Source organism: Kribbella sancticallisti, assembly GCF_039530625.1.
GTDB lineage: Bacteria > Actinomycetota > Actinomycetes > Propionibacteriales > Kribbellaceae > Kribbella > Kribbella sancticallisti.
Genome location: NZ_BAAAOS010000045.1, coordinates 20,101 through 44,910, shown reverse-complemented (window position 1 = coordinate 44,910; position 24,810 = coordinate 20,101). Strand labels below are relative to the sequence as shown.

The following is a 24,810-nucleotide window of genomic DNA, read 5'->3' as shown; positions in this document are numbered from 1 at the left end:
ACGAAACCCCCACCCCGGGGTTGAGCCGGAGTAGGGGCTGTCGGCCGAGGCCTACATGCCAGGCTGGTAGTAGTCGCGGTAGTAGTTGCCGAGGCGGTCGCGGGACTCGGCGTCGCCGTCCGGAAGGTCCGGGTCGTACTCGGGAGCGTTCTTGATCTCTTCCTTGGTGCGGTCGACGTAGACCTTCTCGTCGTCGGTGTCGATGCTCTGCACCACGCCGGCCGGCAACAGCACCTTGCGGCCGAGGATCCACGGGCCGGTGTCGACCACGATCGAGGACGAATCGGTCTCGTAGGTGGCCTTGTCGACCTTGCCGATGTCACCGTCGGTGGCGGCGATCTTGTATCCGACGATGTCGGATCCCTGCGTGTACCCAGCATCCTGGCGGTAGTTCCACGGATCGAACGAACTCATCATGAACCTGCCTTCCTCCCCAGTGGTGAACACCGGACCTGGCCCGGGCGGCCGGGTCGTCGGCATCCAGACCCCCTGTACCCCAGTCCAATCAGGCCGGAGTGAGGGCGGCGGCGATCGCGTCGGGGCGGTCCAGGTGCACCAAGTGAGCCGAGTCCGGGAGGACCTCGACAGTTGCGTTCAAGCGGGCGGCGAGAGCGCGTTGACCGGCCAGCCAGCTTCGGGCGGTGAAGCGAGAACTACCGCCGGTGGCCACGAGCAGGACGATGGGCGGTAGCGCCGGCAGAGGCTGCCGAAGCAACTCCTCCACCTCGGCCGCCAGGGCCCAACTGCCGGCCAGCTCATCCCAGAACAGCAACCACGAGCCGGCAGCGCCGTACCGGGTCTTGGCTGTGGACTTGGTCAGCAGGTCCTGGTTGGTCATGCTGCCAATCCGGACGAACAACCTCCGTGCCGTGGTCCCCAGCACCTGCGGTACGCCGATCCGCCCGAGTGCTCGTACCAGCGAGCGAACAACCCGGTTACCCGCCGAGCCCGGGTAGAGCCGGCGAAGCCCGGTCTCCGAGGTGAGGCTGGTGTCCACCAGGATCAGGCGATCCACCTCCCCGGGATGCGTCAAGGTCCACCGCAGTGCGGCGAGTCCTCCGATCGAGTGACCTACCAACCCGACCGGGAGTTCCACCTCAGTGGCCGAGCGCAACGACTCGACAGGCGCGGTCACCGGAGTACGCCAGGGGTCGACCACTCGGAGATCACCCGCGGGCAGCAGTGAGACGACTCGGCCGAACTCCTCTGGTGTCTCGGCCAAGCCGGGCAACACCACCCAACTGGTACTCATCGGGTGAAAGCCTGCCTCAGACCTGGCAGCAATGTCGCCAGCATTAAGCAGACCAGGCCCACCGACACCCGCTGCAGGATCCCCGGCGGATGCAGATCGCTTCCGGTCAGGACTTCCTGGCCGGTCTCGATTCCCAGCCAGGCTTGGGTCACCGCTACTCCGGCGGCCAGCGCGGCGACCACTTTGCCCCACCGGCCGCCCCAGCCCGAGCGACGGAGTACGAGAACGGCAAAGATGCCGACGGCAACGCTTCCCAGGCCCGCGACGGTCGAGGTGATCTCGTGCAGCAGCAACGCGGCGCCGGCCTGCCCGCCGCCCTCAGCTTCGCGACAGGCCGCGCTGGCAGAGGGCGCGCAACTCATCGGGAACACGGCGTCGAACATGGTGCCGGCTCCGAAGACGGCGGCGCTGATCAGCAACCCGAGCACGTCGCGGTGCATCCGTGCCGCCGGCCGGCCGAGGACCGCGGCGAGCAGGAGCAACACGCCGGCGCCCAGATCCAGAGCCCGCGCGTACGGGCTGGTCGGTTGGTCCAGCGCGCCGAGTTCGCTCAGGAACGACACGTGAACATCCAGCGGATAGCCGGCCACCAACTCCAGCAGCAGACTGCAATAGAGCACGCCGGCGGCAACCAGTACCCCGCGCATCAGGCGGTACGGGAACCGAGCGGGGACGGCCAGCATCGAGCAAGTGTCCTGCATCGGAGGTCCGTGCGTTAGCTCCGGGGTCCAGGTGGGTGCATCGCAAGGCGGAGTGAAGGGCACGATGCTTTTCCATCGTGTCCTTTGCTCCAACGCCGCGAGGTGCCCGCCTGGGCGCCGGAGATGACGTGCGGAGTTCCGATGCAGGACACTCGAGTCGCATATGGATCAAGGGCGGCGGGGGTGAGGTGGGATGATCGCTCGGTGTCGTCGGAAGAACAGGTGATCCCGCAGTGGCACCAACGCGCTGCTGTCTGGGTCGGCCGGATCGTCGTGCTTGCCTCCGTCTGGTCGTTCGTCGCGATCCCGCTGCACCTGGTCGCCCCGGCGTACGTGAAGAAGGTCGATCTGACCTTCGACTTCTTCGGCATCCCGGCCGGGCACACGTTCTTCTCCGCGGTCTACCTGGCGGTCGTCGGCAGCGCACTGCTGCGCGGTAAGCGAGCCGCGCTGCTGTGGGTGCTGTGGGTCTTCGAGGCGCTCTGGCTGGTCGCCCGGATCGCCGAGGTCGCCTTCACCAGCGTCCGGCTGGCCAACCCGAACGACGCCGAACTGCTGCGCGAGTTCGGCCCGGCCACGATCCAGGACCTGGAACTGAGCATCGCCCAGGTGATCGTGATCGCGTCGCTGGTGGTGCTGCTGTGGACGATCCGCGGCGCGTTCCCGGCCCGGCTGGCCCCCGGCACCCGGCGGCTCGCGGTCGTCACGCTGATCGCCGGCCTGCTGGTCTCGGTGGCGACGAGCATCACCTTGACCCAGGTCTTCCCGAACACCCTGGAGGGCCAGAAGGAGAAGATCGGCTGGGCGATCTTCGCGGCGCTCGGCCAGAGCCGCAGCAAGATGGGCGCCGGCCACGAGGGCCACGGCTGGGTCGGCCTGACCGTCGGCGCGATCTCGGCGGCCTCCCTGGTCATCGCCTTCGCGATCTTCCTCCGCTCGGTCCGCCGGGTCCGCTACCTCAGCCAGGTCGAGGAACTGCACCTGCGCCGCCTGCTCCTCCAGTACGGCGAACGCGACTCGCTCGGCTACTTCGCCACCCGGCGCGACAAGGCGGTCGTGTTCTCCCCGGACAGCGAGGCCGCGATCGCGTATCGGGTGGTCAACGGCGTCAGCCTGGCCAGCGGAGACCCGATCGGCGATCCAACGGCCTGGTCCGGCGCGATCCAGCGCTGGCTTGCCGAGGCCCGCACGTACGGCTGGTCCCCCGCGGTGCTGTCCGCCGGCGAGGAGGCGGCGCACGCGTACGTCGACGCCGGCCTGCGCGCGCTCGCGATGGGTGACGAGGCGATCATCGACGTCGCCGACTTCACTCTCGAGGGCCGCACCATGCGTCCGGTCCGCCAGGCCGTCACCCGGGCCCAGCGAGCCGGCTACCACGCGGAGGTGGTCCGGCACGGCGACCTGTCCCCCGACACCCTCGCCGAGTACGTGCGGCTCGCGGAGCAGTGGCGTGGCGCCCAGACCGAGCGCGGCTTCTCGATGGCGCTGGGCCGGCTCGGGGATCCCGCGGACGCGCGCTGCGTGATGGTGATCGCGCGGGACGCCGACGGCGCAGTACGGGGGTTGCTGTCGTTCGTCCCGTGGGGGGTGCGGGGTGTCTCGCTGGACCTGATGCGGCGCGACACCGAGTCCGTGAACGGCCTGATGGAGTTCATGGTGCACGCGCTGGTGGACGCGTGCGGCGACCTCGGCGTGCACCACATCTCGCTGAACTTCGCCATGTTCCGGGAGATCTTCAGCGACGCCGAGCGGGTCGGCGCCGGCCCGGTACTGCGGCTCACCAACGCCCTGCTCACCGCCGCCTCCAGGTTCTGGCAACTGGAGAGTCTCTACCAGTCCAACGAGAAGTACCTGCCGCGCTGGTCGCCACGCCTGATCTGCTACGAACGCGGTACTTCGCTCGCGCAGGTGCTGCTCGCCGCCGGCACCGCGGAGGGTTTCCTCCCCGCACCGCGGCCGTGGACCCGGGTGGACAGCGCGGAGACCGCCGAGCGGCACGCGATCATGGCCGCCGACGGTGGTCACTTCGCCCTCGCGGTCCGCGAGCAGGAGCAGGACCTGCTGCGTCCCGCCCTGCCTGATCGCGCGCTGACCGAGCAGGAGCGGATCCGCCGCGGCAAGCTCACCGAACTAGTTGCCGCAGGCATCGAGCCCTATCCGGTCTCGGTGCCGCGGACGGAAACCCTGGAACGGATCCGGGCGATGCACCCGAACCTGCCCGCCGACCATCGCACCGGGGAGCAGGTCGCGGTCACCGGCCGCGTACTGCGGATGCGCAACCACGGCGGCCTGGCCTTCGCGCAGCTGCAGGACGGATTGACCGGCCTGCAGGTGATGCTGACCGTCGACGCGTGTGGCGCCGAGGCCGTCGAGCGGTGGCGCCGGCTGGTCGACATCGGTGACCACGTCAGCGTCACCGGCGAGGTGGTCACGAGCCGCCGGGGCGAGCTGTCGATCGCGGCGACCGGCTGGCTGATGGCGGCGAAGTGCCTGCATCCCCTGCCGGACAAGCGCAAGGGGTTCACCGATCCCGAGGCCCGGGTCCGGCAGCGCCACCTCGATCTGGTGATGAACCCGGAGAGCCTGCAGATGATGCGGTACCGCAGTACCGCGGTACGGGCCTTGCGCAACGGGTTCGAGGCGCGCGGGTTCATCGAGGTGGAGACGCCGATGCTGCAGGCCGTGCACGGCGGCGCCAACGCGCGGCCGTTCGCCACCCACATCAACGCCTACGACACCGAGCTGTTCCTGCGGATCGCGCCCGAGCTGTTCCTGAAGCGGCTCAGCGTCGGCGGGCTCGGCAAGATCTTCGAGCTGAACCGGAACTTCCGCAACGAGGGCGCCGACGCGACCCACAACCCGGAGTTCACCTCGGTCGAGGCCTACCAGCCGTACGCGGACTACCTCGTGATGCGCGAGCTGACCCGCGAACTGCTGATCGAGGCGGCCACCGCGGTGTTCGGCAAGCCCGTGGTGCAACGGCCGGACGGCGAGATCGACATCTCCGGCGACTGGCCCGTCGTCACCGTGCACGAGGCGGTCAGCCGCGCGACCGGAGTACGGGTTGACTCCGGTACGCCGACCGAACGCCTGCGTGAGCTCTGCGCCGAGCACGGCGTGCACGCCGGCTTCGACCTGTCCGCCGGCGAACTGGTGCTCGAGCTGTACGACGAACTGGTCGAGCCCAACACCACCCTGCCGACCTTCTACACCGACTTCCCACTGGAGACGTCACCGCTGACCAGGGAGCACCGGACCGACCCACGCCTGGCCGAACGCTGGGACCTGGTCGCCTTCGGCGCAGAGATCGGTACTGCGTACTCCGAGCTGGTGGATCCCGTCGAGCAACGGCGCCGGCTCACCGAGCAGTCGCTGAAAGCGGCGGCCGGTGATCCCGAGGCGATGTCGCTGGACGAGGACTTCCTCAGCACGCTGGAGTACGCGATGCCGCCGACCGGTGGACTCGGCATCGGCGTGGACCGGGTGATGATGATGCTCACCGGCCAGAACATCCGCTCCACCCTCGCCTTCCCCTTCGTCCGTCCCCGCGGCTGAAACTCCCTCGGTCGACGGAACCGCGGCGCGGCGGTCCACGTCCGACACCACGCGGACATCGGGACCCCTTTGCCGCCTAGGGTTTGTGCCAAGGGGAAGTTCGAGAGCTGGGGGCAAATGCGCAGAAGTGTGTCGTTGACGGCTGGGCTCGCAGTGCTGGTGTTGGTCGCCGGCTGTGGTGGATCGAAGGACGATGCGTCGCCCTCGCCCAATCAGTCGTCGAGCCCGGACCCGACGACCAGTACGGCCAGCGCCACCCCGCCGCCTGCACCGACTCCGACTCCGACTCCGACCGTGGCTGGGCCGCTCACCGCGGTGGAGTACCAGAAGACGCTGACCCAGCTCGACCAGCGGCTGGCGGGCGGCATCGGCACGCTGGGCCGGGTGAAGACCGAGGACAGCCTGAGCGCCGCGATCGACAATCTCGCCCAGACGCTGAACGCCGAGTCCACCGCGGTCGGCGGGCTCAAGCCGCCGAAGCGGGCGGTCGCCGCGAACCGGGTTTTGCAGCTGCGGCTGAAGGCGGCGGCGACCACCCTGACCGGCACCGGCACGGACGATGTCGGCTGCGGCGGGCTCGCCTACGTCTCGCAGGCGGTGCAGCGCCAACTCACCGCCAACCTGGCGGTCGCGGTGACGCAACTGAAGACTCTCGGCCTGCGCTTCGGATCGACGCTGCCGGACCTCGGTCCCGAGCCGGCCGACGTCCGCCCGTCGAACGGCGACATCGTGGTCCGTACCGGATCCGGCGGATCGGGCCGGTTGCGGGTGAAGAACGGCACCAGCCGCGATGTCGCGGTCTCGGTGGTCAGCACCGGGCAGGCGCCGAGCAAGCCGCACGTGATGATGTACGTCCAGGCCAAGAAGACCGCCACGATGAACCGGATCGGCGGCGCGTACACGCTGTACTTCAAGAGCGGCAAGGACTGGAACCCCAAGCGCCGCCAGTTCAGCTCCGACTGCGCCTTCTCGAAGTTCCAGCAGGGCTTCGGCAAAAACCAGGGCTGGCAGGTCGACCTGCAGCCGTCCACCCTCGGCAACGCCCCGACCAGCGGAGTGGACCCGTACTGAGTGGGTGCCCGGCAGGTCAGCTCGAATGGCCGGCCGGCACCTTCAGGCTGCCGTAGCGCTCCATCCGCTGCCAGCGCAGTCGTGAGCCCGCCAAGGCGGTGACGACCGACTGAATGACGACCAGGTACATCAGCTGCCGGTAGACGAACTGCTGTAGCGGCAGACTCCACAACGGCTTGATCGACTCCCGGTCGAGCCGGAAGGCGTACAGGCTCGTCAACGTCTGCAAGGAGACGAAGAGCAGCCAGAGGACCGTGACGCGCAGCGGGTCGAGGAAGATCAGCCCGTAGAGGGCGAACACGTCGACGACGGGTGCGAGCAGCGGCAGCAGGATCTGGAAAGCGAGCAGGAACCCGAGGCTGCGACGGCCGAACCGTCCCGCCGGACCGCGCTGCGACAGCGCGCCGCGATGCTTCCACATCGCCTGCAGCGTGCCGTAACACCACCGATAACGCTGCCGCCACAGGGATCCGAGCGAGTTCGGCGCCTCCGTCCAGGCCTTGGCCCGCTCCTCGTAGACGACGCGCCAGCCGTTGCGGCACAGCGCCATCGTGAGATCGGTGTCCTCGGCCAGCGTGTCCTCGCTGACGCCGCCGACCTCGAGTAGAGCACGTCGCCGGAAGGCCCCGATCGCTCCGGGCACGGTCGGCATGCACCGGCCCAGGTCGAACAGCCTGCGGTCGAGGTTGAAGCCGACGACGTACTCGATGTGCTGCCAATGCCCCAGTACTCCGTGCCGGTTGCCCACCTTCGCGTTGCCGGACACAGCCCCGATCCCCGGGTCGGCGAACGGCTGGACCAGCAGCCGGACCGCGTCCGGTTCGAAGACCGTGTCACCGTCGACCATCACCACCAGTTGGTGCGAGGCGGCCTCGATCCCGGTGGTGAGAGCAGCAGGCTTGCCCGCGTTGGCCTGCCGGATCACCCGTACTCCGGGCAGTCCCAGCGCTTCGACCAGGTCGGCCGTGCCGTCGGTCGAGCCGTCGTCGACCACGATCACCTCGACCGGATGGTCGGAGGCGACCAGCGACCGGACGGCTGCCTCGATCCCCGCGCTCTCGTTGTAGGCGGGCACGACGACCGTGACCGGGTCGGTGACCGGTTCCGGCCAGGCCGCGGATCTGGTGCGGGAATGCCGGCGTGCGGCCAGGACTGTCGCCACGGCCCGGAGCAGGCTCAGTCCGCCGACCAGGTAGAGCAGCCAGGTGAGCACCAGCAGGACCGTGTCGCTGAGCTTGATCGCGCCGATCATCCCCAGCCCTCGCAACCGCTCGCTGACCGTGGCCTTCCGGACCGGCTGCGGGATCCCGACCGTCTCGCTGACCGTCTCGAAACGGAACCCGCGGGCCTTCAGCTCGGGAATCAGCACCGCCAGCGCCGCGACCGTCTGGCTCCGGTCGCCACCGGCGTCGTGGACCAGCAGGATCTGCCCGGCGTCGCCCACCGGTCGCGAGCTGGTGAGGATCCGCTCGACGCCCAGCCGGCGCCAGTCCTCGCTGTCCTGGGTGGTCAGCACCGTGAGGTAGCCGAGTTCGCGCGCGTACTTGATCCCCGACCAGTCCTCGTCGGCGACGGCCTCGGCCTTGGACGAGTACGGCGGCCGCAGCAGCGGCGTACTCACTCCGGCGGCTCCGGCCAGGATCAGCTGGCTCTGCCGGAGCTCGAAGGAGCGGCGCCAGTCCGGCAGGGCGGCGAGGTCGGCGTGGGTGAAGGTGTGCAGGCCGAGTTGGTGGCCTTCGTCGTTGATCCGCCGGGTCAGTTCCTGCTGCGCGGCCACCTCGACGCCGACCACGAAGAAGGTGGCCCTGGCGTCGTGCTGCTTCAGCAGGTCGAGGATCTGCGGGGTCCAGACCGGGTCCGGGCCGTCGTCGAAGGTCAGCGCGATCGTCTTGGGCTTCGGCGACGCGGTCCGGATCTCGGCTCCGCTCGCATCGATGACGGGCCCGCCGCTGCTGACCTCGCCGGGCACCTTGCCGAAGGAGTGCCGCTCCGGTGGCTCTGCGTCCGGCGCGGTACCGAACAGGTGCTGGGTATAGCCGTGCAGCAACAGCGCGGCGACCAGGCACACCAAGCACACCGTCAGGACCAGCCAATGGGTCCGCAGCGGGATGTCCCTGGCGCTGCGTTGACCAGGGCGGCGACGGATCATGGCCGTCGGGCTGTCACTTGCCCAGGCCTAGCAGCCCTCCGGCCCCACCGACCAGCCCCACCACGGGGTCGACCACCGGCGTCACCACTGTGACCACCGGCTGGACCACCGGCTGGACCACCGGCTCGACCACCGGCTCGACCACCGGCTCGACGACTGGCTTCAGCACGCGGTTGACGGGGGCCGGAGCGGCAGGCTGGGGCGCGGCCGGCTTCGAGACAGGCGGCTTCGGGGCCGGCACCGACGGCTCGGTGGTCTCCCGCGTCGGCTGCTGGGTGGACTGCGTCGGCTCCTGAGTCGCTGTCTGGGTCGGTTGCTGGGTCGGTTGCTGGGTGGTCGTGCGCGGCTTCGACGTCACGACCTGGGCCGGCTCGGTCTTCGCGGGCGCCTGCACCGCGGCCTTGGCTTTCGCCGTGCCCACCGACGCGGCCGCGGTCTTCGCTTTCGCTGCTCCCGGCCGCGTGGCCGACGGCACAGTACGGCGCGACGGCGCGCCCGGCTCGGTGGAGGTCGACGCCGGCTGCCCGGTCAGTACTCCGGTCTGCCCCGCTGGTGTGTCGATGCGGCTGTCCGGAATCGCGGGCACGGACTGCGGCCCGGACGAGGCCGACCCGGCCGCGGCGGGCGGAAGCAGCGGGGTGTGGATCGTCGGCACACCCAGCACGCTGCTCACCATCAGGACCAGATACGCCGAGGTCGGCGCCGCCACGACGACGCCCGCCCGGCGGAGCCGGCGACCGCGCCGTCCGGTCGGATCGACGAACACCGGCTCTCTGAAGAAAGGTTTCACGAAATCCCCCGTTCACGACTTTCCTGCTTTCCCCGCCCCCAGTGCCCCGGCAGGACCCATCCAAGCTCGAATTCGGAGGCTACGCCTTTCGGCCGGGTTCAAACAGTGGATGGAATGTTGTTGACCGCAAAACTGTCCAGTAGGCAGGAAGATCGCCGGGGCGGCCACACGGAGTCATGAGCGGCTTCCGGTGCGTCAGGCGAGGGACTGCAGCCCGACGACCGAGAGCAGCCGCAGTTTCTCGGCCGCCTCGGTGCCGGGAGCCGCCGTGTAGACGACGATGCGCAGATCGCTGCCCGGGACGGTGAGCACGTCGCAGTCGAGCGTGATCGGCCCGAGTGAGGCGTGCTCGATCGTTTTGCGGTCGGACTCGTGGAAGCCGACCACGTGCTGGTCCCACAGCCGGGCGAAATGGTCGCTGCCGGCCCGGAGTTCCTGGATCAGGGCGCGCAGATCGGCGTCCTTGGGATAACGAGCCGCGGCGGTCCGCAAATCGGTGATCATCGCGCGGCTGAACACGGCCGCCTGTTCCGGGGTCTGGACAATTCGGCCGGCCGGCCAGCTTTCTTCCACCGGCGCGGTGAAATGCCGCCAGATGATGTTGCGCCGGCGCCCGCGCAGTACGGACGGGTCTCCGAGCAGGGCCGCCCAGAGGGGATTCCAGCTGACGATCGTCCAGGCGGCGTCGTACACGCTGAGCGGGGCGGCGTCCAACTGATCCACCAGCCGCTGCACACCGGGCGGGATGTACGCCGAGATCTGGCCCGCGGCGGGCGGGACCTGACCGGCCAGGACGAAGAGGTGGTCCCGCTCGGCATCGGTCAGCCGCAAGGCCCGGGACAACGCGGTCAGTACCTGGACCGACGGTGCGGACGACCTGCCCTGCTCGAGCCGGACCACATAGTCCATCGACAGCCCTGCCAGCTGAGCGAGTTCCTCACGACGCAGACCGGGCGCTCGCCGCCTGTCCCCCGCGGGCAGGCCGACCTCGGCCGGCGTCACCCGGTCTCGCCAGGCGTGCAAGGTCTTGCCGAGTTCTGCCACCTGTCCAGTATGTCGACTCCCGCACCGACGAGCCTGGTACTGCCATTCCCTAGGACAAGGCGTGCTCTACCTGGCCCTGTTCCCGGCACAGAGGCTGAGGACATGACAACAACACTGATCACTGGAGCCAACAAGAGCCTGGGCTTCGAGACCGCCCGCCAACTGGTTGCCCTCGGCCACACCGTGTACGTCGCCGCCCGCGACCCCGAGCGAGGACAGCGAGCCGCCGACGAGCTGGGCGCCCGCTTCGTCCAGCTCGACGTGACCGACGACGAGTCGGTCCGGGCCGCGGCCAAGCACGTCCTGGACGAGGCCGGCCGGCTCGACGTACTCGTCAACAACGCCGGCATCCCCGGCGAGTTCAAGCCGCACAGCGAGTGGACCGCGGACGACTTCCAGGCTGTCTACGACGTCAACGTCTTCGGCGCTGTCCGGGTCCTGCTGGAGTTCATTCCGTTGCTCAAGGCAAGCGATCACCCGGTGGTGGTCAACGTGAGCTCCGGGCTCGGCTCGATCGGCACCGCCAGCAAGCCGGACGGTCAGGCCGACGACGTGCCGCACTGGCTGGCAGCGCCGGCCTACGCGTCCTCCAAGGCGGCGCTCAACATGCTGACAGCGCAGTACGCCTATCTCTATCCGGAGCTGAGGATCAACTCCGCGGATCCCGGCTTCACCGCCACCGACTTCAACCACCACCGCGGCGTGCAGTCGATCCCCGAGGGAGCCGAGATCATCGTGCGGCTCGCCACCGTCGGCCCGGACGGTCCGACCGCCACGTACCAGAGCCGCGACGGCGTCGTCCCCTGGTAAACCTCAGGGAGTCAGCAGGTCGGCCAGGTCACGCAGGACGTCGGCGAGAGTCTTCGGCTCGTCCGGATCATTCGGAGTGGTCGGTGGCTTGCTCGGCGTCGGCGGAGTCGCCGGTGGGGTCGCGGGTGGAGTCGCAGGCGGAACCGTCGGGCTGACCGTCCGCTCCGGCGGCCGCCTGGTGGCCGGCGGCTGGGGCGGGCCGGACCGCTCGGCGAGCTCGGGGATCGGCGTCATCGCCGGGGTCGGCGCCGGCGACACCTCCGGCTCTCCATCGCTGCCGGTGGTCCCGGTCCGCGGCAGCTGCCCCCAAGGAGCAGTCGATGGCAACGGCGTCGCGAGCGCGGTACCCGGCGACGTCGGGCTCGGCGCTCCCGATGGGATCGGCGGGAACGGCTCCGTCGGCAGCTGACCCGGTTGCGCACCGGCCACTGGCCGCGTCGCGTCCGTCCCACCACCCGGCAGCGGAATCAGCGGTGAGCCGATTCTCGGGCCGCCGAGCAGGCTGACAAGCACCAGCACGGCATACAGACCGGCGGGCGCAGCGATGACAACGGCGATGCGGCGAAACCCCTCACGTTTCACAAGACCGGCAGGCTACCTCTTATGCGGTCGTTTCAAACAGTCCCTTGGAGCAACTTTCCGGCTCGCCTTACAAACAGGCGCTCCGCCCGGTCCTGTGCCAGCCTGCTTCCATGTCTTCTCTGCTCCTGCTGCACGGCCTCGGCGCCACCGGACGCGTCTGGGACGGCTGGCAGTTCCCACGGCTCGCCCCGGACCTGCCGGGACACGGCTCGGCCGGCACCCTCCCGGCGTACACCTTCGAGTCGATGGCCGCGGCAATCGCCGAGTCGCTCCCCGTACGGCGTGAGCTCGTGGTGGTGGGTCACTCCCTGGGCGGAGTGATCGCGCTCGAGCTCGCCAGCGGCCGGTACGGCGTACAGGTGGACCGGGTGGTCGCGTTGGGCGTCAAGGTGACCTGGTCCGACGACGACCTGGGCCGGGCGGCCGCGTTGGCGCGGAAGCCGATCGCGTGGTTCGACAGCCGGGACGAGGCGGCGGCCAGGTTCCTCAAGGTCTCCGGGCTGCAGGGTTTGGTCGATCCGGCCGACAAGGTGGTCGACCACGGGCTCGCGAAGGTCGACGGCCGGTGGCGGCTGGCGATGGACCCCGGCACGTTCGGGGTCGGCGCTCCGGACCTGCCGCGGCTGATCGCGGCGAGTCAGGCCGAGGTGGTGCTGGCGCGCGGTGAGCTCGACCCGATGAACACCGACGCCGAACTCGCGGCTCTGCACGACCAAGTCGTCACGTTGCCGGGCCTCGGGCACAACGCGCACGTGCAGGACCCGGGAGCCGTCAGCATTCGATGACGTTGACGGCCAGGCCGCCGCGCGAGGTCTCCTTGTACTTGACCTTCATGTCGGCGCCGGTCTCGCGCATCGTCTTGATCACCTTGTCCAGCGTGACCACGTGCACGCCGTCGCCGTGCATCGCCATCCGGGCCGCGTTGATCGCCTTCACCGAGGCCATCGCGTTGCGCTCGATACAGGGGATCTGGACCAGGCCGCCGACCGGGTCGCAGGTCAGTCCGAGGTTGTGCTCCATCGCGATCTCGGCGGCGTTCTCGACCTGCTCCGGCGTACCGCCGAGGACCTCGCACAGGCCGGCCGCGGCCATCGAGCAGGCCGAGCCGACCTCTCCCTGACAACCGACCTCGGCCCCGGAGATGGACGCGTTCTCCTTGTACAGAACGCCGATCGCCGCGGCCGCGAGCAGGAACCGGACCACGCCGTCTTCCGTTGCCCCCGGCACGAATCGGCGGTAGTAGTGCAGCACCGCCGGGATGATGCCGGCGGCACCGTTCGTGGGTGCGGTGACGATCCGGCCGCCGGATGCGTTCTGTTCGTTCACCGCCAGCGCGAACAGGTTGACCCAGTCCAACACCTTGAGCGGATCCACCGACCACTTGTCGCTGCTGAGCTTCTGGTGCAGCGCGTGCGCCCGGCGCGGGACCTTCAGCCCACCCGGCAAGGTGCCCTCGGTCTCGCAGCCCTCGTCGACGCAGTCCTGCATCACCTGCCAGATGTGCAGCAGACCCTCGCGGATCTCCGGCTCGGTCCGCCAGGCCAGCTCGTTCGCGAGCATCACCTCGCTGATCGGCAGCCCGGACTCGCGGCAGCGGTCGAGCAGCTCGGCGCCGCTCAGGAACGGGTACTTGAGCGGAGTCCGGTCCAGCACGATCCGGTCACCGGCCGCCGCGTCCTCGTCGACGACGAAACCGCCGCCGACCGAGTAGTAGGTCCGCTCGCGCAGCACCTCGCCACTGCCGTCGCGCGCCACGAACGTCATCCCGTTCGGGTGGTAGGGCAGCGCCTTGCGCCGGTGCATGATCAGCTGGGTGTTCTCGTCGAAGGCGACCTCGTGCCGCCCGGCGAGCGTCAGCCTCCCGGTGGAGCGGATCGCCTCGACCCGGGCTTCGACCGAGCGGGTGTCGACCGTCTCGGGGTCCTCCCCCTCGAGACCGAGCATGACCGCCTTGTTGCTGCCGTGCCCGTGACCCGTCGCGCCGAGTGAGCCGAACAGCTGGGACTCGACGGCCGTAGTACGGGCCAGCAGGCCGGCGTCGGCCAGGCCGAGCGCGAAGGTACGGGCGGCGCGCATCGGTCCCACGGTGTGGGAGCTCGACGGGCCGATCCCGATGCTGAAGAGGTCGAACACGCTGATTGCCATCTGGAGGCCTCCTGGTCGCCATTGACCGATTGGTATGCCTCCCCGCTCTGTCAGGCCGATCGTGCGGCCTTCCAGAGGTGCCTCGCCCGTGCGGTGAAGGTGCCTGAGAGATTCTTGGGGAGAGTTGCTCCTACGGCGCCCGGGTCGAGCCCGGGTCTCTCCCGCACGGGTTCATGCGGCGGCTGTGCAGTTTGGGTTGTCGGCGTGACGGTACGGCGGCCCCGGCCCGCGAGTCAATCCGGCGGTGGAGGCGGTTCCCTCCGCCGATGGATCCGCCCCACCCGTTCGGCGGCGGAGGCTGATGCCATGACAACGAACACCCATACTCTGGCGCCATCGCCCAAAGCGGACCCGATGCCGGGGTGGATGCGGGTGGTGCCTGGGCTCGCGCTCGGGTGGGCGGTCGTCTATGGACTGGTCCGCGTGTGGTTCGCCACCGGCCACGCCCCCACCTGGAAGCTCCCGAGCGACCTCTTGATCCCCGACTGGCCTTCCGTGGCTGCTTGCTTGATCAGCGCCGCCGCGGTTCTCGCGCTACAAGCTCGGGCCCGGTCTCGCGTGCTGATCGGACTGACTTGGGGGCTGGCTGCCGGGTGGGTGGCCGTGTGCGCGATGGCTCTGCTCGACTTCGTGGGTGGGGTGCTGCCCGGGCTGGGGATTCCCTTCGACTTTCCGGGGCTTCTGAGCCGTCTCGGCGGACTCACCGGCGCTGCTCTGCTCGCCGGGACCGCCCTGGCCCGACAGCGCCAACTGAATCCCGACTGCCCGGCCTGCATCGGTCGCAAGGCTCCTCCGACCACCACCCCGCGCTGGGCCGTCGCGGCAGCCTGGGTCGCGGTCTTCGGCTGCACCGCACGACTCCTGGCCCAAGCCGTCGTCGGGTGGGACCAGACGCCTTACGCGGACAATCCGTCGATGCTCGTGTTCGAGTTCGGCTTCGTCTGCGCTGGGACGGCTCTACCTCTGCTGCTGGTCTACCGGCCGGGCAAGGTGTTCCCGCGCTGGATGCTGCTCCTACCCGGCGCGGGGCTGGGTGCCGGCATCACGGCGTACTTCGGGGTCGGGCTGGTGCAGATGATCGTCGCAGCCCTCCGAGGCCAAGCCGCGTACGGCGGTACCTCGTTGCCTGACAGCTTCTTCTGGGTCGCCGTCCCGGCCTACCTGATCTGGGGCGTGGGACTGGCCGTCGCGACGTACGGCTACTACCTACGCACCCGCAAACCGTGTAAGACCTGCGGGCGTTAGCCGAGGCGGTTGGTGCGCTTGGCCCACATCTCGAAGAACCAGGTGAACAGCGGGGGGATGCTCGCGGCCAGCGCCAGCAGGGTGACCGGCCAGGACCAGCGCAACGGCTTGCGGACTACGGCGACGGTCAGCACGTAGGCGACGAAGATCCCGCCGTGGATCGGCCCGAAGATCTTCACGCCGATCTCGTTGTCCGACACCACGTACTTGAACAGCATGCCGATCAGCAGTCCGGTCCAGGAGATCGCCTCGGCGATCGCCACACCACGAAACCAGACCGCGTGCTTCGACGTGGTAGCGGCGGTCGGCTGGGAGGCAGTGGTCGTCGTCTCAGTCATCAGGTCACCGACCCTAACAAGACCCTCAAGGTTGCCGAGGGGTCGGTCAGGGGTGATGCCCGATGTGGGGTGGAAGCCGTTTGCCGAGGATCGGAGCAGTTCCCCCACCGACAGGAGATGCTCCGATGACTTCGCAAGCCCGACGACTCAGAACCACCGTGTGGGGTGTGGTTCTGGGCGTCACCCTGGCCGGCGTCGCCGTAGTACCGGTGTCGGCCGCCGCCGCGCCGAAAAGCCCGCACTGGTACGACTGTGCGCCCGAAGGCAAGGACAAACCCGAGGACGTGAAGGGATCGCAGTGCGCGACCCTGCAGGTCCCGATCGACTGGAAGAAGCCGGGCGGCGGCACCTTCGGGCTGTCGATCGCCCGGCGCGAAGCGAAGGATCCGGCCCGCCGCGTCGGCGTACTGGTGTTCGGTCCCGGTGGGCCCGGCGACTCCGGGGTGGACCGGATCAAGACCGGGATGGGCAGGTTCAGTGACGACCTGCAGGACAGGTTCGACATCGTCAGCTTCGATCCGCGCGGGATCGCCCGCAGCAATCCGGTCAGGTGCTCGGCCGCGCTACTGGCCAAGCAACCGGATCCCCTGATCAAGAACCAGGCCGATTTTGACCGGACGGTTCGCTACAACCGCGAACTCGCGGCGGACTGCCGGAGCCACACCGGCCCGGTCTACGACCACATCGACACCTTGCAGACCGTCCGGGACGTCGACGCGATCCGGGCCGCGCTGGGCGAGCAGAAGTTGTCGTTCCACGGCAGTTCGTACGGCACGCTGCTCGGCGGCCAGTACGCCGAGCGGTACCCGAACCGCGTCCGTGCCATGGTGCTGGAGAGCGTCTTCGACCACGGCGACGCGACCACCGGCGAGTTCCTCGACGAGCAGGCCGCGACGGTCCAGGACTCGTTCGGCGAGTTCGTCACATGGTGCGACGCGGCAACGGCCTGCACGCTGCACGGCCGGGACGTGAGGGCTCTGTGGGCGGACCTGCTGGCCCGGGCCGGGCGCGGCGAGATCCCCGATCCGCGGCGGCCGACGGTGGCCATCAGCCCGTTCTTTCTCAGCTTCGTGGTGTTCCGGACGCTCTACGAGCCGAGATGGCGGGAACTCGCCGCCACCTTGAAGAGGTTCGAGGAGAGCAAGCCGCCGACCGGGGAGCCGGCGGTTCCGGCCGGGCTGGCCCCGAACACCCTCGCCCCGTTCTGCCGGGACTTCAGCCTGCCGGCCCGCGACTACGCCGAGTTGGCCGGTCACCTGCGCAGGGTGGAGCAGAACAACCCGGACATGAAGTACGTGCCGCAACTGATCGCGGTAACGTCCTGCCTCGGTCTGCCAAAGGCCGAAAATTCCCAGCAGGACTTGAGAATTCGCGGTCTGAAGACGCCGGCGCTGTTGTCGAACTCGCTGCACGATCCGGCCACCGGCTACGGCTGGGCGACCAGCGTCGCTAGTCAGTTCGGCAACCAGGGCGTGCTGCTGACCTATCAGGGCTGGGGTCACGGCAGCTACAACAAGAGCCCGTGCGTCGAGCAGAGGATCGACGACTACCTGGTCTCATTGACGGTTCCGCCCCGCGGAATGAGTTGCCCCGCGATCCCACCGGCAGGCTAAACCGTTTTATGAAGGTTCACCCTCGGTCGGAGCGGGCTCGACCGAGGGTGCGCCGAAGGCTTTCCCTTGACCAGGCCCGTGGCACCCAACCATCACCTTCCGTTCCCTTGTGGTCATCCTCCGTAACCTCAACTATTCCCTCACCGTGGCCTTTGAGGCAGGCCGCCAAGAGGAAACCGGATGTGACCCGATGCCATTTCTTTCCCCGCCCCGCCGCCCCGGTCGGGGGCGTAAATCTCTCGCAGGCGCGGTCCTCGCGCTCGGACTCGGTGCCGCCGCCCTGGCCCCGATCCAGACCGCGAACAGCGCGCCTGTCCCCGCCCCCACCGACGGCGTGTACGACGTACTCGGCAAGAGTTGGGGCGTGTCCCCGGCCGAGGCCAAGGTGCGGCTCGACACCGAGCACGCCAAGGCGTCCGCCTTCGAGGCAGCCAGGAGCGACTCGGCGAATCTCGACGGCGCCTTCTTCAACGCGTCCCGCCAACTCGTCGTCAACGTGCACTCCGCCAAGGCCGCCGAGGTGGCCCGCGAGCACGGCCTGACACCGCGGACTGTTGCCCGCGGCGAGAAGGCCCTGACCAAGCTGCAGACCCAGGTCCAGGCCCTGGCCGACAAGTCCGGCTCGCTGCAGGTCCAGTCCATCGGCGCCGACCTGCCGACGGACCGCCTGCAGGTCGTCCTGCAGCCGGGCAAGCAGTCCGCGAAGACCGTTGCCCTGGTCAAGCAGCTGAAGGCGGTCCCGGGTGTCGACGTGAGCACCAACGACACCACGCTGGCGATGACGGCCGACGTGATCGGCGGCCAGATCATGGACCTGGTGCCGGGCACGAACTGCTCGCTCGGCTTCTCCGGCACCACCAGCAACGGCAACAACGTGATGCTCAGCGCCGGCCACTGCGTCGAGGGCAACCCCGACGTGCTGAACCGCTCCGGGGTCCACCTCGGCAAGGGCATCGCGAGCCGCTTCCGGACCGGTTCGCCGAGCGTCGACATGGGCCTGATGGACATCGACGCCGAGGACACCGGCCGCGGCTACATCGACAACCGCAACGGCCAGACCACCCGGGTCACCGGCTCGTCCAAGGCTCCGGTCGGCTCGACCATCTGCAAGGCCGGCAACACCACCGGCTGGACCTGCGGCTCGATCCAGCAGTACAACCTGACCGTCAACTACGGCGGCGCGGGCGGCAGCATCACCCGCACCTCCGGCCTGGCCCGCTCCACCGTCTGCACCGAGGGCGGCGACTCCGGCGGCGCCTACATCTCCGGCACCACCGCCCAGGGCATGACGTCCGGCGGCCCGAGCGACGGCCACGACTGCGGCTGGAACCAGGGCGGCAACGCCACCGGCTCGTACTCCTTCTACCAGCCGGTCGTCGACGCGGCCTCGTACTACGGCGTCACCCTCACCCGCGGCTGATCCCACCGGCCCGAAACAGCGGCCCCCTCGCCGGGCATGGCGAGGGGGCCGTCGTCTTCCCAACCGGATCTCAGACGAACACCAGGCGGGCTTCCTGAACGCGCGTCAGGGAACCACCCGAGCGACCGACGGAAGTGAGTGTGCCGAGCTGAGCACAAGCAAGCTCGAGAGCCTCGGACTGGGTCTGACATCCGTGGACGAACCAGTACGGATCATCGGGCTGCGGATCGCCCGGATCGTCGATGTCGGCGTACCAGTGATGCTTACCGGCGCACGCGCAGCGCACCACCCGCACTCGCAGGTCCATCAGATATCCCCCCGTGCCAGTACTTCCCTGGGTCCCCCCCGGGTCCCAGTCGGGGCCATCTCGGCCGGCGCGTGGTACGCGGCCCCCCACTGCCACGCGCCAGGCCGAGATTGACCCTCCCCCGCCTGCTACATCGTGCGGGACCCGGCCAGTGTTACTGCTTGTGACCAGATTATTTTAAGTGATTGCTTGACTACTCTGTGTTCCTATCTCGTTCACGCTCCGAAACACCCACAGGTCAGGCGGGCAACTGGGCGCGAACCCACTGCTCCAGGCCGTCCGTGGTGATCGGGAGCGGCTCGGTGAGGATCTCCGTGCGGTCGGCGTGCACCACCACGTTGTCCTCGATCCGGATGCCGATGCCGCGCAGTTCCGGCGGGATCGTCTCGTCGTGGGGGTGGAAGTAGAGGCCCGGCTCGACAGCCAGGGCCATCCCGGCCGCCAGGTCGCCGGCGAGGTACTTCTCCGGCCGGGAGGCGTCGCAGTCGTGCACGTCCAGGCCGATGTAGTGGCCGAGCCCGCAGACGACATAGCGGCGATGCTGCTGCCCGTCCGCGCCGAGCGCCTCGTCCAGCGACACGTCGAGCACGCCCCAGTCGCGCAGACCCTCGATCAGCACCCGCATCGCCTCGTACTGGAAGGCCCGGTACGGCGCTCCCGCGCGAACCGCGCCCAGCGCGGCGACCTGAGCGGCGTGGACCAGGTCGTGCACCTGGCGCTGGGCCGGAGTGAACTCACCCGTCACCGGGAAGGAACGGGTCACGTCGGCCGTGTAGAGCGTGCGCGTCTCCACCCCGGCGTCGAGCAGGATCACGTCGCCCTCCCGGACGGCGCCGTCGTTGCGGACCCAGTGGAGCACCGGACCGTGGTTGCCGGCAGCAACGATCGACGCGTACCCCGGGCCGTTGCCCGCCGTACGGGCGCGGCGGTCGAAGGTACCTTCGAGCCAGCGCTCACCGCCGCCGCGGACCGCCTCGGGGAGCTCGCGGGCCACGTCGGCGAAGGCGAGCACGCTCGCGTCGACCGCCTCCCGCAACTGGTCGAGCTCCCAGTCGTCCTTGATCCGGCGCAACTCGGCGAGCGCCTGCCGAAGCTCCTGGGCATCCGAGGGCCGGCCGCCGACCAACGCGTCGAGCAGCGGCTCCACGCCGTACGTCGTCATCATGTACGGCACCGCCCCCCGTACTGCGGACGGCAACTCCTCGAGCGGGCGGCAGGGCAACTGCAGCGCGTCGGACCAGTCCTTCAACCCCGGCACCGGGCCGATCCACAGCTCGCCGTCGCGCGCGTTCGCGAAGAAGTCGACCTCGTCCGGCCCCGCGGTCTCGCGCAGGTAGAGGGTCGCGTCGCCGTCGGCCGAGATGACCAGGACCGCTCCCTCGGCCTGGCAACCGGTCAGCCAGACGAAGTCGCTGTCGGCCCGGAACCGGAAGTCGGTGTCGTTCGACCGGACCGGCGCCCGCCCGGCCGCGACAGCGATCCGCCGCCCAGGCAGCGCGGCGCTCAGCCGCTGCCGGTGCTCCGCCGCCGCCTCGGCCAGTCCGGCCGGCACCGAGACCGAGCGGTCCACCGGACCCCAGTCCCGCGCGATCGACTCCCGGAACCCGGCCGCGTCGATCGGCCGGTACGACTTCCGCTGTTCCTCGGTCCGGTCCTCAGTCATCTACTCCCCCTACGAAGCTGGTCTAGAACTGGCGATAGGCACTGTCCGGCACGTCCGTCACGAACATGTGCCCGGGGGCATGAGTGATCGCGAAGGGGGGCCGTGAATCCATCAACGCAGCTTGAGGCGTCACTCCGCAAGCCCAATAGACCGGTACGTCGCCCGGCGCGGACTCGACCGGCTCCCCGAAGTCCGGCCGATCGACGTCCGCGATGCCCAATGACTCGGGCGATCCGACGTGCACCGGAGCGCCGTGCACCTGCGGCATCCGCGCCGTCACCTGCACCGCGGTCGCCACCTGCGCGGCGGGAATCGGCCGCATCGACACCACCAGCGGTCCCGCCAGCCGTCCGGCCGGCCGGCACTCGCGATTCGTCCGGTACATCGACACGTTCCTCTCCTGCTCGATGTTCCGGACCGGGACACCGGCGTCGAGCAGGGCCCGTTCGAAGCTGAAGCTGCAGCCGATCAGGAAGCTGACCAGGTCGTCACGCCACAGGTCGGTGACGTCGGACGGCTCGTCGACCAGTTCGCCGTCCCGCCAGACCCGGTACCTCGGCAGATCGGTGCGGAGATCAGCGCCGGGCGCGAGCGCAGTACTGGTCGAGCCGGCGTCGGTGACATCAAGCAGCGGCACCGGCTGCGGGTTGCGCTGGCCGAACAGGAGCATGTCGTAAGCCCAGTCGCGCGGCAGGACGACCAGATTCGCTTGGGTGAATCCCGGGGCGTGGCCAGAGGTCGGAACCACCAGGCCTTCCCGGTAGAGCCCCCGGGCGCCGGCTGGCGTGGCGGTGTCGGCAAGAGTGGTCATCGGTTTCTCCTCACGGTCGATGAATCGAGAGCCCGGCCGCGCGCAGGGCCGGCGCGATGGTCCGGCCGAACGCGTCCACCTCCGCCCGGGGCAGGTCGTACGTCGTCGCCCAGGTGTGCGCGGGGAACAGGAAGACGCGGCTCATCCCGAGCTCGTCGTGCGCGCGGATCAGCCGGTCCGCGCACTGCTCAGCCGTCCCGAACAACCCGTACGCCGTACAGATCCGGTCGGCCAATTCGTCGTCAAGGTCTTCGGGTGGTCCGTCCGGCACCTCGATGCCGGCCTCCTTCAGCCAGGTCAGGTTGGACGCGCTCGGATACCGCAGCCAGGGCTGGCCCGGGCGGAACCAGCCGCGCGGCCAGGCGCGCACGGTGTCGGCATCGCCGAGACCGAAGGGCACGATCAGGATCTCTTCGATCGAGGACGGATCCCGGCCGGCCCTCTCCGCTCCGATCCGGACGTGGCGCCGGGCGGCCTCGACGCTCCGAGGGTCGAGCCCGACCAGCATCATCACGCCGTCCGCGACTTCACCGGCCAGCTCCAGCAGCTTCGGTCCGGAGGCGAGCACGACCACCCGGGAACCGGACTCGGGCCGGTGGAACAGCTCGAGGTCGTGACCGTCGAAGGTGGCGGCCCCTTCGCCGAGCAGACCGCGCAACGCGAGCACGACCTCGCCCAGCCGCGCTCGGCGCGCCTTCGGTTCCCCGGCCTTCTCCACCGAGAGGAACCCCGGCGCGACGGTGATCATCGCCCGGCCCGGAGCCAGTTCGTCCAGCGAGTTGGTCAGTGCGGCGGAGACCAGCGGATGCCGGGTCACCACGTTCGAGGTGGCCGGGTAGAGCGACAACCGCTCGGTCCGCTGCGCCATCGCCGCCAGCACCAGATAGGCATCACGCCCGGTGTGGTGGTGGTCGGGCACGCCGATCCCATCCAGCCCCGCAGCCTCCACCTCGGTCGCAAACTCCGCAAGCTCAGGCAGCGGCCGCCCGACAGGCACTCGGATGTCGACCTGAAGCCCCGTCATCGGATGCTCCGGATCGAACCGCCGCGCGCCTCACGCGCGGGCGCGGAAGGCGGCGAGCAGACCTGCTTCGGAGTCGAGCATGTACTGGTGGAGCTGGTCGGCGGCTTGCGTGTAGGCGCCGGCTTCGAGTAGCTCGAGGAGCTCGCGGTTCCTGGCGATGTAGGGCTCGTGGAGCGCCTGGGGTGTCGCGATGACGTGGAAGAGCAGCCGGAGCTCGGCGAGCAGCCGGCCGGTGATCTCGTCGAGCCGGGTGCTGTCCGCCAGACCGACGAGGTGCCGGTGGAAGCGCATGTTCGCAGTACCGACGGCAACCCAGTCGCCGGCCAGCGCCGCGGCCTCGCTCGCCGCGACGTCGTCGCGGAGCGGCTGCAGCCACTCGGTCGGCAGCTCGTCGAGCGACCGGACCACGTCGCACTCCAGCACCCGGCGCAGCCGGTAGAGGTCGACCAGGTCCTCCTCGGTGAGATCCGGGACGAAGACGCCGCGGTGCATCTTGTGCACCAGCAGCCCTTCGTGGGTGAGCAGCCGGAAGGCCTCGCGCAGCGTGTTCCGGCTGACCTGGAGGGCTTCCTTGAGGAGCTCCTCGGACAGCTGGGTGCCTGGCGGTAGCGCACCTTCGGTGATTCGGCGCCGGAGCACGTCGGCGACTCGCTCGGCCGAACTGCTCCGGTCGAACAGGGCGGCATCGCCGGCGACGGCCCGGAGCCAGGACGTGTCCGTCCCCGGGTCGGCAGGCGGTCGGATCTCACTGGAGCTGGACACCCTCGCATCATCACCCAATCACGGCGCCGGAGCGAAACTGCGTTCAACAGAAGTCTTGCAGGATTGTTGAACAATATCTACCCTCGGGGATTACGAGCCGCGGTTGCCCGCCCACTGACCGCAGCGAACTTCACCCCCTGGAGACGTGCGAATGATCCGCAAGAGGCTCTTCCCGGCCGCGCTGCTCGCGCTCAACGTCGCGACCGTGGCTGTGCTCGCCAGCACCGGAGGCAGCACCGAAGGACGTGTGATGACCCAGACCATGTCGGCCGGCCAGTCCACCGCTCAGGCCGCCCCTTCATCCGCCTGCGTGACGCCAGGCGCCGTGCTCTCCGTAGAGGAGCAGCGGACGACCCTCAGCCTGCCCGGCCGGACCACTCCGGTCGCCCGCGACTTCATCGAGGCCGCCGGCTTCGAGGGCATCGTCGACGGCTTCGCCGACAAGCTCTGCGGTTACACGAGCGTCAGTGAGGCCAACGCCGCCATCAAGGCCGCCGGCGCCGCGCTGTGGCGCACCGCCGTGGACCGGGCGCAGGGCCGGCTGACCTCAGGCACCATCGACCGGTACGACGACCGCCCGCTCTACTGGGCGCGGACCTCCATGAGCCGCGCCGTTCGCGAGTGGCAGGCTCCGTTCGCACTGACCAGCCTGCAGCGGCAGGCGATCCTGCGGCAGTTCAGCTACGCCTCCCGCGGCATCGATCAGGTCTCGTTCCCCCGCAGCGGCACCCGGATGCTGGTCAGCGGCTTCGACACCTACAGCCTCGACGCCAGCCTGCGGAACTCGAACCCGTCCGGTGCCTCCGCGCTGCAACTCGACGGACGCACCGTGAAGACCAAGCACGGCCTGGTCACCCTGCAGTCCGTCGTCTTCCCGGTGAACTGGACCGACTTCGACCAGGGCATCGTCGAGGACGCGTTCGGCCCGTGGCTGGTGGCCCGCAAGGACCCGCGGTACCAGGGTTCGATCGACGCCTTGATGACGATCAGCCAGACCGGCCGCGGCCAGATGAACATCGAGAAGTGGGCCGGCGGCTTCCGCGGCGGCTCCCCGGACAACAACCGCGCGCTCAACTGGGGACCGATCTCGGCGGCCGCGCTCTGGCCCCAGCCGCAGCCGTCCCCGCAGTTCATCCACACCACGCTGCCCTACCAGGCGATGATCGACGCGGGCACCGGCCCGTGGCCGGTCAAGCTGAACCCGGGCATCACCGAGTGGCCGGCCGGCACCTTCCCCGACCCCGCCGCCCTGCGGACCGCTCCGGACCCGTCGCCGGGGTCTCGCGCCGCCAGCGCACCCGGTGGCAACTACCTGTCGAACGAGTCCATGTACCGAACGAACCGGCTCCGGTTGGGTACCGGACATTCCACCCTTCCCGGCGGGCACCTGCACATCTCCGCGCTGGTGTACCCGACCGACCTGAGTGCACTGACCAGCCCCGAGTTCCAGGCTGATCGCAAGGCTGTCGTGGATCAGACCGTCGCCCTCGTCGAGGCCGCCGGTAAGGCCGTCCGGCGCTGACGCCGC

Annotated in this window: 22 protein-coding genes and 1 riboswitch; of the genes, 9 read left to right on the top strand and 13 right to left on the bottom strand. The window is 69.5% G+C overall.

What is annotated here, in order from left to right; translation table 11 throughout:
- Positions 1–51 precede the first annotated feature (51 nt).
- The 3 genes from ABD255_RS28410 to ABD255_RS28400 form a co-directional block, all read right to left on the bottom strand.
- Entirely contained in the window at positions 52–417 is a 366-nt protein-coding gene (locus tag ABD255_RS28410; RefSeq protein WP_344219327.1) for a PRC-barrel domain-containing protein, read from the bottom strand.
- Between the two features lie 88 nt (positions 418–505).
- Complete coding sequence (locus ABD255_RS28405; protein ID WP_344219325.1) at positions 506–1,252, bottom strand: alpha/beta fold hydrolase; 747 nt, start codon at positions 1,250–1,252, stop codon at positions 506–508.
- On the bottom strand, positions 1,249–1,935 hold the full coding sequence (locus ABD255_RS28400) for a DUF998 domain-containing protein (RefSeq protein ID WP_344219323.1): 687 nt from the start codon (positions 1,933–1,935) through the stop codon (positions 1,249–1,251). Before ABD255_RS28400 ends, ABD255_RS28405 begins: the two co-directional genes overlap by 4 nt.
- Before the next feature lie 222 nt (positions 1,936–2,157).
- Between ABD255_RS28400 and lysX the strand changes: the two genes are divergently transcribed.
- Positions 2,158–5,508, top strand: a complete 3,351-nt coding sequence (lysX, locus tag ABD255_RS28395; protein ID WP_344219319.1) for a bifunctional lysylphosphatidylglycerol synthetase/lysine--tRNA ligase LysX — start codon at positions 2,158–2,160, stop codon at positions 5,506–5,508.
- A 117-nt stretch (positions 5,509–5,625) separates the two neighbouring features.
- A complete protein-coding gene (locus tag ABD255_RS28390) occupies positions 5,626–6,579 on the top strand; it encodes a hypothetical protein (protein ID WP_344219317.1) in 954 nt (317 codons plus the stop codon).
- 16 nt (positions 6,580–6,595) lie between these two features.
- On the opposite strand, the gene ABD255_RS28385 is transcribed toward ABD255_RS28390, so the two are convergent.
- The 3 genes from ABD255_RS28385 to ABD255_RS28375 all read right to left on the bottom strand — a co-directional run bounded on the left by ABD255_RS28385 (position 6,596) and on the right by ABD255_RS28375 (position 10,562).
- Entirely contained in the window at positions 6,596–8,728 is a 2,133-nt protein-coding gene (locus ABD255_RS28385) for a bifunctional polysaccharide deacetylase/glycosyltransferase family 2 protein (protein WP_344219315.1), read from the bottom strand.
- A 13-nt stretch (positions 8,729–8,741) separates the two neighbouring features.
- Positions 8,742–9,518, bottom strand: coding sequence for a hypothetical protein (locus tag ABD255_RS28380; protein WP_344219313.1), 777 nt, complete (start codon positions 9,516–9,518; stop codon positions 8,742–8,744).
- A gap of 195 nt (positions 9,519–9,713) precedes the next feature.
- A complete protein-coding gene (locus tag ABD255_RS28375; RefSeq protein ID WP_344219311.1) occupies positions 9,714–10,562 on the bottom strand; it encodes a helix-turn-helix transcriptional regulator in 849 nt (282 codons plus the stop codon).
- A gap of 102 nt (positions 10,563–10,664) precedes the next feature.
- On the opposite strand from ABD255_RS28375, the gene ABD255_RS28370 reads away from it, so the two are divergent.
- The 3 genes from ABD255_RS28370 (at position 10,665) to ABD255_RS28360 (ending at position 12,739) form a co-directional block, all read left to right on the top strand.
- Positions 10,665–11,372, top strand: a complete 708-nt coding sequence (locus ABD255_RS28370) for an SDR family oxidoreductase (RefSeq protein WP_344219309.1) — start codon at positions 10,665–10,667, stop codon at positions 11,370–11,372.
- Between the two features lie 76 nt (positions 11,373–11,448).
- On the top strand, positions 11,449–11,781 hold the full coding sequence (locus ABD255_RS28365) for a hypothetical protein (protein ID WP_344219307.1): 333 nt from the start codon (positions 11,449–11,451) through the stop codon (positions 11,779–11,781).
- 283 nt (positions 11,782–12,064) lie between these two features.
- On the top strand, positions 12,065–12,739 hold the full coding sequence (locus ABD255_RS28360) for an alpha/beta fold hydrolase (RefSeq protein WP_344219305.1): 675 nt from the start codon (positions 12,065–12,067) through the stop codon (positions 12,737–12,739).
- Here the strand turns inward: ABD255_RS28360 and ABD255_RS28355 are convergent.
- The gene (locus ABD255_RS28355) at positions 12,726–14,099 is read right to left on the bottom strand and encodes an L-serine ammonia-lyase (protein WP_344219303.1); all 1,374 of its coding nucleotides are present in this window, start codon (positions 14,097–14,099) and stop codon (positions 12,726–12,728) included. The two genes, ABD255_RS28360 and ABD255_RS28355, sit on opposite strands and share 14 nt — an antisense overlap.
- A gap of 81 nt (positions 14,100–14,180) precedes the next feature.
- Positions 14,181–14,273: riboswitch (glycine riboswitch) on the bottom strand.
- 132 nt (positions 14,274–14,405) lie between these two features.
- On the opposite strand from ABD255_RS28355, the gene ABD255_RS28350 reads away from it, so the two are divergent.
- Positions 14,406–15,344 carry a hypothetical protein gene (locus ABD255_RS28350; protein ID WP_344219301.1) on the top strand — a complete coding sequence of 313 codons (939 nt, stop codon included), beginning with the start codon at positions 14,406–14,408 and terminating at the stop codon, positions 15,342–15,344.
- On the opposite strand, the gene ABD255_RS28345 is transcribed toward ABD255_RS28350, so the two are convergent.
- Positions 15,341–15,682 (bottom strand): DUF3817 domain-containing protein, encoded by a 342-nt coding sequence (locus tag ABD255_RS28345; RefSeq protein ID WP_344219299.1) that lies wholly within the window; start codon positions 15,680–15,682, stop codon positions 15,341–15,343. The two genes, ABD255_RS28350 and ABD255_RS28345, sit on opposite strands and share 4 nt — an antisense overlap.
- Positions 15,683–15,807: 125 nt before the next feature.
- Here ABD255_RS28345 and ABD255_RS28340 point away from each other — a divergent pair, with 125 nt between their 5' ends.
- Positions 15,808–17,295 (top strand): alpha/beta hydrolase, encoded by a 1,488-nt coding sequence (locus ABD255_RS28340; protein WP_344219297.1) that lies wholly within the window; start codon positions 15,808–15,810, stop codon positions 17,293–17,295.
- 190 nt (positions 17,296–17,485) lie between these two features.
- Complete coding sequence (locus ABD255_RS28335; protein ID WP_344219295.1) at positions 17,486–18,715, top strand: S1 family peptidase; 1,230 nt, start codon at positions 17,486–17,488, stop codon at positions 18,713–18,715.
- Positions 18,716–18,785: 70 nt separating this feature from the next.
- Here the strand turns inward: ABD255_RS28335 and ABD255_RS28330 are convergent, their stop codons facing one another.
- The 5 genes from ABD255_RS28330 to ABD255_RS28310 all read right to left on the bottom strand — a co-directional run bounded on the left by ABD255_RS28330 (position 18,786) and on the right by ABD255_RS28310 (position 23,282).
- Positions 18,786–19,022, bottom strand: coding sequence for a hypothetical protein (locus tag ABD255_RS28330; RefSeq protein ID WP_344219293.1), 237 nt, complete (start codon positions 19,020–19,022; stop codon positions 18,786–18,788).
- Positions 19,023–19,260: 238 nt separating this feature from the next.
- Positions 19,261–20,685 (bottom strand): aminopeptidase P family protein, encoded by a 1,425-nt coding sequence (locus ABD255_RS28325; RefSeq protein ID WP_344219291.1) that lies wholly within the window; start codon positions 20,683–20,685, stop codon positions 19,261–19,263.
- A 22-nt stretch (positions 20,686–20,707) separates the two neighbouring features.
- Positions 20,708–21,496 carry a putative hydro-lyase gene (locus ABD255_RS28320; RefSeq protein ID WP_344219289.1) on the bottom strand — a complete coding sequence of 263 codons (789 nt, stop codon included), beginning with the start codon at positions 21,494–21,496 and terminating at the stop codon, positions 20,708–20,710.
- Positions 21,497–21,506: 10 nt separating this feature from the next.
- Complete coding sequence (locus ABD255_RS28315) at positions 21,507–22,520, bottom strand: LLM class flavin-dependent oxidoreductase (RefSeq protein WP_344219287.1); 1,014 nt, start codon at positions 22,518–22,520, stop codon at positions 21,507–21,509.
- Between the two features lie 30 nt (positions 22,521–22,550).
- Positions 22,551–23,282: a GntR family transcriptional regulator gene (locus tag ABD255_RS28310; RefSeq protein WP_344219284.1), complete on the bottom strand. Its 732-nt coding sequence runs from the start codon at positions 23,280–23,282 to the stop codon at positions 22,551–22,553.
- A 151-nt stretch (positions 23,283–23,433) separates the two neighbouring features.
- Between ABD255_RS28310 and ABD255_RS28305 the strand changes: the two genes are divergently transcribed.
- Positions 23,434–24,804, top strand: coding sequence for a hypothetical protein (locus ABD255_RS28305; protein ID WP_344219282.1), 1,371 nt, complete (start codon positions 23,434–23,436; stop codon positions 24,802–24,804).
- Positions 24,805–24,810 lie beyond the last annotated feature (6 nt).